The sequence below is a fragment of the Mycobacterium sp. genome, from assembly GCF_035653355.1.
Lineage (GTDB): Bacteria > Actinomycetota > Actinomycetes > Mycobacteriales > Mycobacteriaceae > Mycobacterium.
Genome location: NZ_DASRBZ010000131.1, coordinates 1 through 12559, shown reverse-complemented (window position 1 = coordinate 12559; position 12559 = coordinate 1). Strand labels below are relative to the sequence as shown.

Genomic DNA, 12559 nt, shown 5'->3' with positions numbered 1-12559 from the left:
GTCGAAGTCCAGAGCACCGTGCACAATCCGCTGCCCGACGGCACCGGCAACGGGCTTTCGGCGTTCTACTACTCGCTTTTGCTCCTGTTGGCGGGCTTCACCGGCAGCATCGTGGTCAGCACCTTGGTGGATTCGATGCTCGGTTACGTGCCAGCCGAATTCGGCCCGGTGTACCGGTTCGCCGAGCAGGTCAACATCTCGCGGTTTCGGACTCTATTGGTGAAATGGGCGCTGATGCTGGCGCTGGGGCTGCTCACCTCGGCGGTGTACATGGCGATAGCCAAGGCGCTGGGGATGCCCTTCACCCATGGCTGGATGGTGTGGCTCTACGGGGTGTTCGCGATCGTGGCGGTTGGTGTCACATCCACGTCGCTGATCGCGGTACTGGGGTCGTTGGGCTTGTTGGTCAGCATGTTGATCTTCGTGATCCTCGGGCTGCCGTCAGCTGGTGCGACCGTCCCCCTGGAGGCCGCGCCGCCGTTTTTCGGCTGGTTGGCCAAATTCGAGCCGATGCACCAGGTGTTCTTGGGCACCCGGGCGTTGCTGTACCTCGACGGCCGGGCCGATGCCGGGCTGTCGCATGCACTGACGCTCACCGCTATCGGTTTGGTCATCGGGTTGTTGCTGGGCGGCATCGTCACCCGCATCTACGACCGCCGCGGCTATCACCGCATCCCCGCTCTTCCGGAACCGCCGGCTACGGAGTAACCCCTCAGCAAAGTGCAAGCGGCAGAACGTGATTCGACCGCCGCCAAAGTGTCACGCTACTGTGACATAAGTTGACACTGATACAGCTGCGGCTAATGTTGTCGTAGTTGTCCTGACTTTGCGCCGAAAGGGCCAGCCGTGCTGAGTCTCGCCGTCACCCTCCGGCGGATAGCAGCCAGCTGCGCCGCGGCAATGCTGTGGGCGGCGCTGGCGGCGGCCAGCACTGGGCAGCCGGTCGCCCACGCGGAGGCCCGTGACTTGTTGGCCGGCGCCATTGCCAACACGCGCGGTTCGTATCTGGTGTACAACTTCGGCGCCGGGCATCCCGCTCCCATGCTCAATGCCGGCGGCAACTGGTATGACGGGAACAGCGGCGGTCATTTGATGATCATCAAGGCTGCCTCGCAACGGCTTTCGCCGCATCTGCTGGTGGATAGCCATAGCGGTTATCAGGCCCGCTGTGAACGCAATCCGGGGGCGCGCACCGGCGAAGGGCTAATGCAGGCGTCGGAAACGTATCCGCCGCTGCAGGCTTGGCAAGCGTTGGGCCAACCGACCATCGCCATCAACGCCAACTTCTTCGATATCCGCGGACAGAAAGGCGGGTCGTGGAAATCAACCGGCTGTAGTTCGCCGCTGGGCGCCTTCGTCGACAACACCCGCGGCCAGGGCCGAGCCAATCAGGCGGTGACCGGCACCATCGCCTACGCCGGCAAACAGGCACTCTCCGGTGGAGACGAGCACTGGTCCGCGTTGACGACGATGATCTTGCCGAGCGAGGGCGCCCCGTCGGTGATTCGGCCCGGTAGCAGCAATGACTACGACGTTGCCGCGCCGGTCATCCAGGGCTTGGTCGACAAGGGTGCCCGGTTTGTGGCCGTCAGCGGCATCGGGTTGTTGTCGCCTGGCGACACCGGCCAACTCAATGACGGTGGACCCAGCGCCGCCCGGACCGCGATCGCATATTCGCGGCCGAAGGACGAAATGTATGTGTTTCAGGGCGGTAGCTACACACCGGACAACATTCAAGACCTCTTCCGCGGCCTGGGCAGCGACACCGCGGTGCTGCTCGACGGTGGCGGGTCGTCAGCGATCGTGCTGCGCCGTGACACCGGTGGCATGTGGGCGGGCGCTGGAGCGCCGAAAGGCAACTGCGATACCCGCCAGGTGCTCTGCGACTCTCACGAGCGGGCGCTGCCGAGCTGGCTCGCGTTCAATTGACTAGGCCTGCAATGTTTCTGGTGCCACCACGGTGACCCGTCCATACGGTGATTCCACCCGCAGCCTGAAAGCGGTTCGTTCTCCGGCTATCCCTGGCCGACCGGTCGCACCGTCTCCTGTCTTGGCTTCGACGTACCACTTACCGGCTGAGGCGCACACCGACGAAGCCGCTGGCCTCGACACCTACGGTCGTAGCTCCAATCCGACGTGGCGACAGCTCGAAACGGCTATAGCCACCCTGGAAGGCGCCACCGCAGCATTGGTATTCGGCTCCGGCATGGCAGCGATCACAGCCACGCTGCGGGTGCTGGCCGAGCCGGGGTCGGTGGTAGTCGTGCCGGCCGACGGCTACTACCAGGTCCGGCGCTATGCCAACGAACACCTTGGCGGCGTTGGCATTACCATCATCGAAGCCGACCATTCGGAGATGTTGGATGCCGCAGCACACGCTGACGTTGTCGTGGCTGAGACTCCAACTAACCCGGGTCTTGATGTGGTCGACCTCAACCGGTTGGCGTCGGTCTGCCGTAGCCGTGGCGCCACATTGGTTGTCGACAACACAACCGCCACCCCGCTCGTCCAGCAGCCGCTGTCGCTGGGCGCCGACCTGGTGGTTGCCAGTGCCACGAAAGCGTTGGCCGGACACAGCGACGTTCTAGCCGGCTATGTGGCGGGCAACCGATCCGACCTGATCGCTGTGATTGAACGCGAACGGCTGCTCAGCGGAGCGATTCTCGGCCCATTCGAGGCGTGGTTGGTGCTACGCAGTCTGAGCAGTGCCGGACTACGGATTCAACGGCAATGCGAGAATGCGGCCGCCCTGGCGACCATGCTGCGTGGTCATCCTGCCGTACGCATGGTGCGCTACCCGGGGCTGGCTGATGATCCGGCATATCCGGTGGCCGCGGCACAGATGCGCGGGTTCGGCGGTTTGGTATCCGTCGAATTGCCTGATGGCGCGGCGGTGCAGGAACTGATGGAACACAGCGAATTGCTGACTGCGGCAACCAGCTTCGGTGGTGTCCATACATCGGTGGATCGTCGAGCCCGCTGGGGAGACGCGGTGCCCGAGGGCTTTGTCCGCATTTCCCTGGGCATTGAAGATACCGACGACTTGTTAGCGGACGTGCTGCGCGCGCTTGGCTGAGATGCGTGCCGGTTCGCTCAAGGTGGTCTTGTCGATAGCGATGAACCACTTCCCGGACGCCCAGACTCGTATGCTGCAACCGTGGCCAGGGTGGATCATCGACGACGACAACATTTGTCGCTGGGTGGTTTGGCACTACCGCTATGACCCTGATCGCGGGCAGCGCAGGAACGTCGTGGTGGCGCCTTCGACAACCGCGGTGACTTCGAGGCCGATATCGGGACGAGGGCAGCGAACTTGCGTGCTCGCATAAAAAGCAAGGGGACGGCGTCGATCCCGCCGAACGCATATCCGGGCAGATGTACGAGCCGGGATACCGACACAAGCAGCGGTACGCCCGACTACTCAGGCGTGCTATGGACCATGGCGTCGTACCGGCACGCATCTGGGACCCAGACTTAGCGTCGAAGGTCGGATTTGTACAAGCCGTGCGTCGTGGTTGAGGACGTCGGCTGCTAGGCGGATTCGCGCTCCACAAGGCCGGCGTGGGTCGCCCTCGAAGATCGAGATTTCATCTAAGCACTGCGGCTACGCTTAGCGCATTTCGGCGGCCCGGCTAACCGGGAGTTGTATGAAGCGCTTCGACGTGGTGGTCGTGGGTGCACGATGTGCGGGTTCACCGCTGGCAACGATGCTCGCGCAGCGCGGATTACGCGTGTGTCTGCTTGATCGCGCGCGGTTTCCGTCGGAGACGCCGTCGACTCACATCATCCAATCGTGCGGTGTGCAGGTGCTGGACCGGCTCGGTGTGCTCGAAGCGACCTTGGCGGCGGGGGCCGTGCCGCTTGATCACCTGACGATGGTGGTTGACGACGTCGTTCGAATCGAGAGCACCCCGGATCGTGCGGTCTTCCCGCACCCCGCGCTGTGCATCCGGCGCGTAACCCTGGATGCACTGCTGGTCGACGCGGCAGCGCACGCGGGAGCCGACGTGCACACAGGCGTGCGCGTCACTGGTCTGACCACCGAAGGCGGTCGCGTCACCGGGGTGGAAACGGCTGCAGGAGAAGCGGTTCAGGCGCAGTTGGTCGTGGGTGCCGACGGCCGCCATTCCACAATCGCTTCGTTAGTGGGGGCTAGCGAGTATCACGTTGCGTCACCCGGCCGGATGTTCGCCTGGGCATATTTCGAGGGAGCTGACCGCGAAGGCCATGTGCGGATCGGCCGACAGGGACAGCTCGGGTATCTTGCCGCTCCGACCGATGGCGGCCTTTACATGGCCGCCATCGGCGTCAATATGGCGGATCAAGCTGAGTTTCATGCCGACCGTGAAGCCAACTTCGCTGCTGGTATCCGCGCATGGCCTGAACTCGCGGACCTGCTCGCGGGCGGGCGTCGCGTCGGGCCCATCAGGGTATTTACGAATTGGCACGGGTACTTTCGGCAGTCCGCCGGCCCTGGATGGGTATTGGTCGGCGACGCCGGACACTTTAAGGACCCATCGCCCGGGCAGGGCATCGGTGATGCGTTTCGCCAAGTCGAGCAGCTGGCACTCGCCATCGAGGATGGACTGGGCAATACCGATCCCGACGCGGCCACACACCGCTGGTGGCGCTGGCGAGATGACGACGCCTATGAAATGCACTGGTTTGCGCGGGATATGGGTGCACCTGGTGTCTCGTCGCCGTTCAATACGCAATTTATGCGCGAGGTCGCGCGTGATCCCGAAGGCGCACAACTACTGCTGCGTGTGTTCAACCACGAAGTCCGCCCGTCGCAGGTGATAACCCCGTCTCGGGTTGCGCGGGCTGCGGCACGCGCGCTGCTTGACAAACCCAGCCACATCGGTGCGACTTTGCGAGAAATCGTCACTGCTGCAAGAGAAGACCGGCGACGTCACCAGCAAAGGCGGGCATGTCGGCCCGCATGACCTAATCCAGATCAACTGATCGGCCGGTTCACATGTGGAACCCGTCATTCGCGTGGACCGGCCAGCGATGCGGAGGTCGACGCTCGCGCTGGCGCCGTTAGAGCTTCGGTTGCACCTCGACATAGACGAGAGACACCGGCAGCGTCGCTGACATGCCCTCGTAAAGTCTGCGGCCGAGGCCATAATTCGAGGCGATGATCTGTTCCGCGTATTCGGACTCCCCCGGATCAAGAACACGTGCGATACCCACGGCTGGAGGGCCGAGCGGCTTACCACGCAGATTGCACGGCGCGAGCCGCACCTCAGGATTGTTACGGATACGCTTGACCTTGCCGGCTGACTCCTCCGTGTCGAAATACACGCGATCACGTTCATCGCGGCCGAACCACACCGGCGACGGAACACCTCGACCGTCCTTGCGGTAGGTGATCAGAACGGCGTACTTGTGGCCGGCAAGCGAAGGGAAGCCGGTCGTCGGTTCTGCATCCGCCACCGTCCACGCGTCTTTGTGCCGCATCCGCTCGTAGAAGAAGTCGGTGAATTTGGTAAAGGCCGACTTAGAGGAAGTTGCCATGGCCGTACCGTACTCGGTTGCCCCGGGACAGGCACCTGTCGACGCCGGGTGTGCTGACTGAAGCGACAGCATTGGGGTGTTGATCGATCCGGACGAGAGGTATCGCCGGATTCCAGCTGCTCCCAATTGCTAACTGTCCCACATCGCACACCAACGTGTTACGCAGCAACAAGATAGGTGCCGTGCCCTTCAACGACCATCTCGCCATCGAACCGAAGCACTTCGCTGACCATGCCATCGTCTTGGTTGCGGTACACGATGACTACGGTGTCGATGCCCCGGTAGACACGCTCGATCACAAAACGAAGCTGCGGAATGCGCTGCAATGCTTGGGTCCAATAGCTCCGCAGTGCGGGCTTGCCGCGAACCACCCCTGCTGTTTCGGGGAACAGCTTGGCGGCCACCTGTGAAGTGAACACCACGTCGTCGTCGAAGTGCTGAAGAACCGTCTCCAAGTCGTGGGCATTCCATGCCTCTACCCACTGCTTACTAAAGGCGATCACATCAAATTCCACCGTGGGCACTCTAGTGGCTAGTCCTTGCTAGCCATGTTGCTGGGCTACGACTGGGTTGCTGGCGAAGTACACGTACCGCCGGCCATCGGTAACCCGAACCACGTAGTCAGCGCATCGCGCAAACCCTTGTCGGTGCCGTCATCAACCCACGCGACGTATCCAGCGGGTCGAATCAGCACGGCTCGTGGTGCTGCTACATCACCCAGGACGGGCCAGCATCAGGCCGGTAGGGCCGGCTCCGGCGACAACTATCGCATGGCCATTCTCCGCATCCGCCTCTGCGTCAGCCAATATAATGGCGCCCCTTGATGTTCTGCAGGCCTGTCCGTTGTTACGCAGGTGCTGGTTGCGCTCTCCGTCGTATTGCCAACCACAGATTTGCGAATAGTCGCATCGCCAAGGAAGGGCGCAGGAGAGTCGTGGGCGGGTCGATGAACTGAGTTACCCGAAAGATTCTCTCCGTCAAGACCGGGTCGTTCTCGGCGGCGGACAGCGTCTTGTCGAGGCGCCAAATCACCAGGCGCTGCGATATCGACCGCCGACCATCCGATTTAGTCATGTAGAGGTCGTTGGCTTGGTTGGCGACCCAGATAGGCCCGATCCGTTGGGCGGCAGCCCGGAAAAAACGCCCACTCAGATCGGCATCTCCACGTGATAGGCAGTCGCACAGCGCAACCGCTTCAAGTAACGCCATGGTGATGCCCTGGCCGTAAATGGGATTCAAGCTGCAGATCGCATCGCCGAACGCCAACAGGCCGGCCGGGAATGTGGGCATCTTGTCATAGCGTCGCCACACCCCGCGGTGGCGGATCACCGCGACTTCCCCGAGGGGTTCGCCGGCACGCAGTGCGGCCACGGCGGCGGAAGGCGCGAATTGGGCGAACTCGGCGATCATGCCGGCCAGGTCACGGGGTGGTTCGCGGCCGTCGACGCAGCCGACGGAGAGCATCCACGTGCCGTTCTCATAAGCCGCTAACGCCCCGCCGGTCGGCCGATTTGCTTCCGGGCAGACAAAGATCAGCAGCTCGGCGATCAGTCGTTCCGGGATGCGCAGCAACTGGCTGGAGTAGCTGCCGTGCATCACCGCGTGTTGCTCGACGGGTCGGCCATAGCCCAGCTTCTCCAGAAAGGCGGGTGTGCGTGCGCTGCGGCCCATTGCATCAACGACCAAGTCGGCGTCGAGAACTTGCTCCGTTCCGCTGCTCCGATCGACGACCCGTGCGCCTGTGATTCGGTCGCGTTGTGCCGCAACCGGTCCGACGACGTCATGACCGTCCAATACGACGACGTTAGCGAGTCTGCATACCCTCTGTCGGACATGGGATTCCACGAGCGGCCGGCTGGCGGAGAAAAGCACTCGCCCGGCTGGAACAGTGAACTGCCCTGTGCGGTTGAGCTCGTGCCCGCCCGCCCGGAACGAGATACGTGACAGGTTGCCGTCGTCGCACACCGTTGCGCCGGCGGCCACGATTTCGTCGAGCAGCCCGGGGAACAATCGGCCCAGCAGTTGCGAACCGCCGATCGAAAGGGCATGAAAGTGCCGCCCCTGTGGCACTCCCTGGCGCTGGGACGCATCGCTGGGCAGCCGATCACGCTCGACGAGTGTCACGGTTTCGTAGAAGTCGGCTAGGGCCCGCGCGGCGAACAGTCCCGCCATGCCCGCCCCGCAGACAACAGCACGCTTACCTCGTCCGTTCACCGCGCTCCTTCCCCGCAAGGGCACATCAGGACGCGACACTACACGCAAAAATAAGAAAAGTAAGCGACCTCTAAGATTTCGCTAAGATGTCAGGCTGGCGGGCCTTCGAGCAAGGTCGAGGTCCGCCAAAGGATGACATGCGATCCGCCAGCCGGCATCGACCGGCGATGCGGTCAACTCACCGCAGGGCCACCATGCGATGAAGCCTGTAACTTCCCAAGTAATTCGTGGCAGCGCCTGGCACGGTCAGAGTCTTGGGCCATCACTTCCTCGAAGAACGAGGCAACCTCATCGAGGCCGGCGTTCTTCGCGTCGCGCACATACTGCCCATAGTCGTGACCGGCTTTCAGCGAGTGATACTGCACGGAGATGAGGTCGAAAGTGACGTCGGTGAATCCGGTTTCTCCGGTTGCCATGGTTTCTCCCGTCCACTGTATGGTCTCAACCCCTCAGTGCTACCCGCCGATCCACGCCCTAAACACGCCGCCGGTAGCCCACTCGGCTTCCAGCGCTACCAGGTGCTCAACCGGCGGGGGCGGGCCCGAATTGAAACATCAACAGGCTGAGCAACACGACGAGGGCAGCTAACGCGATCACCGGTGCCACGGTGACCAGCGACAGCGTCGCGCCGAGGACCGCCCCACCGCACATCGTGAAAACGACGCTGTAGCGTAGTTTTTCACGATGGCCGGTGCCGCCGGCAAGTCTGCTGTCGAAGCCGATTCCGACGATCGTCGAGGTGAGCACGGTAGTGGTGAGCTCTTGGATACCGAACTGGCGGGCGGTGGCGTTTTGCACGCCGAAAGTAAGCCCGAGACCGACAATCAGGATGAGTTTGGTGTTGTCGTGATAACCCAGCACGCCTGTCCCAGCCAGGAGCGACAGCACCATCAACATCACGATTTCCGTGCCCAGTGCTGCTGCCAGCCATAGCCTTGTCTGCTGGCCAAGATGTCGCGCCAGTCGGCCGCCGACGATGGTGCCGACCAGAAATCCGCCGAAGGCAACGACCGCTGCGGTCAAGTCGACGCCGGAGCCAGGGACGAACCAGAAGCCCAAGAAAATCACGTTTCCCGTCATGTTCGCGACGAAAACATGACCAAGAACCAGGACGCTGATCGCGTCGACGATGCCGGTGGCGAAGGTCAACAGCAGCAACGCGGCAATGGTCAAGCGGTTGGATACCGGCGAGGTAACGGCCATGGCGTCCGTTATCTTTCCGGCCGGCCCGCGTTAAACCCGCGGCGTCAAATCCAGCGAGGTAATCGTAGTCATCCGGGTGACCAGCCAGCGCCCGTGGTTCCGCTTCATGAACAGCCGGTAGGACAAGTACTTCAGCGACGGAATGCCTTTGGTCAGAGGGCTGGTCGACGTTGTGTTGGTGTACACGATCGCCACAGCGTCCGGCGCATTCAGCGATTCCACGGCCACCCCGGTGACCTGGGTGCTGTTGGTGATCTTTGCCTGTTTGTTGGTCGGCGCGATCCCGTCGACGAATTTGCGGTACTGCGCCTCGAAATCGCCGCTGAGGTAATTCGCCGCCCGATCAGCCAACGTGTTCATGTTCTCCGGTGTGTAAGTCCACAACGTGGTGATGGCATCTGCTGCGCGTCGGGCGATCTCGAGCTTGGTGGCCACCGTTGATTGATCGGCGAGATAAGGCTGCACTGTTGCACCCGCGAAGGCCGCTGAACCGATGAACAAAGCAGCGGCCACGCATGCCGCGATGGCGAGCCGCTTGCCGGCCGGTCGCCGGGCCCGCGTGCCATCCGCTTCCGCACCCTCGGCGGCTTCTCCCCCGGCTTCACCATCTGGTGCCTCAACATCAGTTTCAGTATCCGGCGCCTCATCGTCGCTGTTCGTCTCAGCGGGTTCTGCTGTCGTGCTGGCTGTTTCGGCATTCTCAGCCGCTTCGTCGCCGGGGGATTCAGTCTGCGAACCGTCCGATTCACGCTGTAGCGCATCAGTTTCGGCCGGTTCGGCTTCAACGGCTTCGTCGGTACGGGATCCCTCGACGGAAGCCTTGTCGGTGCTTTCGTTCTGAGTTGTTGATCTGCTGGCCCGGGCTTGTCGACGACGCTCCCGCCACCCTGGCATCCGGTGTGACGGTCGGGTTTCGGTCAGACCACCTGTGTCAGGTTGCTGATCTTCCACTGGTTCCCTTCCTGCTTAGCTGTCGCCATCCATCGAGTCGCGTTCTCAAACACCTGCTTGCCGTCCGGAGACTTGGAGGTGACGTCGACGGCGACCAGCACATTGGCGCTGCCGTCGTCGCTCCACCTCTCCACGCCAGCGTCGAGCACCGTGCCCTTAGTCGGTTCCTGCTTGACGACCTGGATGAGGATTTCGTTCTCCTTGTCTTGGTACTGCTTTGCGAAATCGCCAGTGGCTTCTGCCAATACGCGATCTACATAGTCGTTGGCGTGAAACGGATCCACGGAGGTGAACTGCGTCATGAAGGAACTGACGTAGGTGAGTACCGCGGCCTCCTTCGTCGCTGTCCGCCGGTGCGATTCATGCGAAGCCAGCATCAGGGCGCACGCCGAGATCGCACCCACCATGACGAGGGCGGCCACCGTCGTGGCCAGCGGCAATGCCCATCGTCGCGACCGCAAACCCGCTCGGAGCCGCGACGCCAAAGCTTGCGGGCGCAGTCCCTCGCGCAGCCGCAGCGCCAACTGTTGCGGACGCTTCGCGGTCCGCGCAACCAGCAGTGGTTTCTCGTCGGATTGAATCTTGCGGCGTGGGCTCATTTTCCGTGACCCACCGGTCCAGGTTTCGTCAACACCGTGAGATCGTCAACACGCCAACGCTCGTCCGCGCCCTTGGCGAATGTCACCCGAACGGTTGCGCTGATGTACCGTTCGCCCGGCGGTAAGCCACGCTGCCCCTGCATGAACATCAGCATCGTCGCATGATCGGTCGACACCGACCGTATCGCGCTGTCCACCACCCAATACTGGTTAGTGACCGGTTTCCCTTTCTGTACCGCCTGCTGTTGGGCAGCGAGTTGGTCGCGGTATTTGTCGGTTGTCAACGACCGGGCATGCTCAAAGTCGCTCTGTAATGTTTTGGGATCGTAGGTCAGCATCTCCGCGACGGTCTTTGGCCCCTGTATCGCAATCTGTGCCCGAACCTGGTCGAGCGCCCGGTCATGGCGGTAGACCGCCAAGTAGCCCATCGCGGTGCCGCCCAGACACAGCAGGGCCGCCGTCAGCACCACCGCCCCGGTCAGGCGACTGAGGTTGCGCGGCCGCCGATCCGGATTGACCAGTCGGACCTCGGTGTGCAACAGCAAGTCGGCGAAGGTACGCCGGCGCGAATCCCACAGCGGCCAAAGCCAACCCACGAACACCGACACGGTGTCCAGCAGGTGTGCCAAATCTCGGAGCAACAACCGCCACGGTCCCACGGCTTGGCCGTCGTCGCGTATCACTCTGATACCGCAAACCGCACGGCCCAAGCTCCAACCGGTAATCGTCGGCAACAGTAACCGGTTGACCGCCGTGAGCAGGATGGCCAGCCCACCCACCGCAACACATATCCACCACCATGTGCTGCGCAGCGGAACAGCCAACGCGACCAACGCCATGGTGGCCACCACCGCGACGCCGGGCAAGAGGTCCACTGCTAACGCGCCGGCGCGAAGGTGCCACGGCGCCAGGCGATCCGCCGGTTGGGCGTGGACGGCCTGGGTGGTCGCGGTGTCGTCGACCACAACCGTCACTTCGTCACCTGTTCGAGCTTGGAAATTTTGTATCGCCCGTCATCGGGTGACATCTTGACCCGCAGGCGATAGCCGCTTTCCTGGTCTTTGGCTTCAGCGTTAGTCACCTTGACGCGCAGCGCCACCAAGACATCAACCGAACCGTCGCCGTTGTTGCGCTCTACTGCCGCCCGCATGTCCGATACCTGAACATGGGCGTTTGCGGCCTGGTAGGCATCGACGAGCAGACCGCTGTACAACGCGGCCTGGGCACCGAAGTCGCCGGTGGAGCATTCGATGATCTTCCGGGCGCTCTCGGCCATGGCACCGGTGTCTGGCGCCTGCGTTGCTGCGACACATTCCTTGGCCGCCTCGATAGCCGCCGCGTCTTGGCGGGCCACGGTCTGGCTGTGCCGGTGTGCGCGCAGCGCAAAGTATCCCCCGGCGCCGACGCCACCGGCGAGCAGGAGAAGCACCGCAGTGATCCCGACGAACCACCGCCGACCCAGGCGTGAGGGGCCTCGCTCCGTACCGGCGGACGCTTTCTCTGCGTCGGGCAGGTCGTCGGCGGTCGTCGCCGATTCGTCAGCCGTCACTTCGGTGGTGGTCTGGTCGGTTGCGCTCTCGGATTCTGAGGAATCCTCGACGGCCGCCTCTCCCGACGACTCCTCATCGGCGTCAGTCAGGTCCAGCCGGCTGGTGCCGGGATATGCTTCCATCCGTCGTCTCCTACTTCCCTAGAGTTTTCGACGGCGTACTCGACATCGTCCGGGCCGTCCCGTTCCCTCCGCGGGCAGGATTGACTGCCGTGGGAGGCCCGCTGGAAGTGTAGATGCAGTGGTCGTGCTGCCAAGCATTGCACTGCACCGTACCCGAAACCGGTCGCTGCGGTGCTGGTGTTCGGGGGCTGATCAGTATGAGAGGGCGTCCGACGAACCCGGTCAGCATTTCGCCCTTTCGACCAGCGGCCCGCCGGGTGCGTCATTGGGGTTGGGTGTGTAGCGCACGTCGGGGATCATCGTCTCGGGATCGCGGCCATAGGACTGCTCGAGCGCCCGCAACATCCCGGAGAACCCAGTCCCGGTCAAAAACGCGTTGTCCACCGACGACAGCGTCAGG

General features: G+C 62.9%; 12 protein-coding genes and 3 pseudogenes. 4 read left to right on the top strand and 11 right to left on the bottom strand.

What is annotated here, in order from left to right:
* The 4 genes and pseudogenes from VFA16_RS04225 to VFA16_RS04210 form a co-directional block, all read left to right on the top strand.
* Positions 1-690: pseudogene (locus VFA16_RS04225) on the top strand (DUF3533 domain-containing protein); the annotation flags it as partial.
* 210 nt (positions 691-900) lie between these two features.
* Entirely contained in the window at positions 901-1929 is a 1029-nt protein-coding gene (locus tag VFA16_RS04220; protein WP_324966607.1) for a phosphodiester glycosidase family protein, read from the top strand.
* A gap of 31 nt (positions 1930-1960) precedes the next feature.
* Positions 1961-3076, top strand: coding sequence for a cystathionine gamma-lyase (locus tag VFA16_RS04215; protein WP_324966605.1), 1116 nt, complete (start codon positions 1961-1963; stop codon positions 3074-3076).
* Positions 3077-3647: 571 nt separating this feature from the next.
* On the top strand, positions 3648-4946 hold the full coding sequence (locus VFA16_RS04210; protein WP_324966604.1) for an NAD(P)/FAD-dependent oxidoreductase: 1299 nt from the start codon (positions 3648-3650) through the stop codon (positions 4944-4946).
* A gap of 97 nt (positions 4947-5043) precedes the next feature.
* Here VFA16_RS04210 and VFA16_RS04205 read toward each other — a convergent pair whose 3' ends face one another.
* The 11 genes and pseudogenes from VFA16_RS04205 to VFA16_RS04150 form a co-directional block, all read right to left on the bottom strand.
* Complete coding sequence (locus VFA16_RS04205) at positions 5044-5520, bottom strand: PPOX class F420-dependent oxidoreductase (RefSeq protein ID WP_324966603.1); 477 nt, start codon at positions 5518-5520, stop codon at positions 5044-5046.
* Between the two features lie 158 nt (positions 5521-5678).
* A complete protein-coding gene (locus VFA16_RS04200) occupies positions 5679-6044 on the bottom strand; it encodes a nuclear transport factor 2 family protein (RefSeq protein WP_414687638.1) in 366 nt (121 codons plus the stop codon).
* Between the two features lie 35 nt (positions 6045-6079).
* Positions 6080-6247: pseudogene (locus tag VFA16_RS04195) on the bottom strand (hypothetical protein); the annotation flags it as partial.
* A gap of 119 nt (positions 6248-6366) precedes the next feature.
* Entirely contained in the window at positions 6367-7734 is a 1368-nt protein-coding gene (locus VFA16_RS04190; protein ID WP_324966601.1) for an FAD-dependent oxidoreductase, read from the bottom strand.
* A 173-nt stretch (positions 7735-7907) separates the two neighbouring features.
* Positions 7908-8150 carry an acyl carrier protein gene (locus VFA16_RS04185; RefSeq protein ID WP_324966600.1) on the bottom strand — a complete coding sequence of 81 codons (243 nt, stop codon included), beginning with the start codon at positions 8148-8150 and terminating at the stop codon, positions 7908-7910.
* A gap of 106 nt (positions 8151-8256) precedes the next feature.
* On the bottom strand, positions 8257-8937 hold the full coding sequence (locus VFA16_RS04180) for a YoaK family protein (protein WP_324966599.1): 681 nt from the start codon (positions 8935-8937) through the stop codon (positions 8257-8259).
* A 30-nt stretch (positions 8938-8967) separates the two neighbouring features.
* Positions 8968-9831 carry a mammalian cell entry protein gene (locus tag VFA16_RS04175; protein ID WP_324966598.1) on the bottom strand — a complete coding sequence of 288 codons (864 nt, stop codon included), beginning with the start codon at positions 9829-9831 and terminating at the stop codon, positions 8968-8970.
* 23 nt (positions 9832-9854) lie between these two features.
* Positions 9855-10487, bottom strand: coding sequence for a mammalian cell entry protein (locus VFA16_RS04170; RefSeq protein ID WP_324966597.1), 633 nt, complete (start codon positions 10485-10487; stop codon positions 9855-9857).
* A complete protein-coding gene (locus VFA16_RS04165; RefSeq protein ID WP_324966596.1) occupies positions 10484-11461 on the bottom strand; it encodes an RDD family protein in 978 nt (325 codons plus the stop codon). The genes VFA16_RS04170 and VFA16_RS04165 overlap by 4 nt, the downstream gene beginning before the upstream one ends.
* On the bottom strand, positions 11458-12159 hold the full coding sequence (locus VFA16_RS04160) for a hypothetical protein (protein ID WP_324966595.1): 702 nt from the start codon (positions 12157-12159) through the stop codon (positions 11458-11460). The genes VFA16_RS04165 and VFA16_RS04160 overlap by 4 nt, the downstream gene beginning before the upstream one ends.
* 222 nt (positions 12160-12381) lie before the next feature.
* Positions 12382-12559, bottom strand: a pseudogene (locus VFA16_RS04150) (mammalian cell entry protein); the annotation flags it as partial.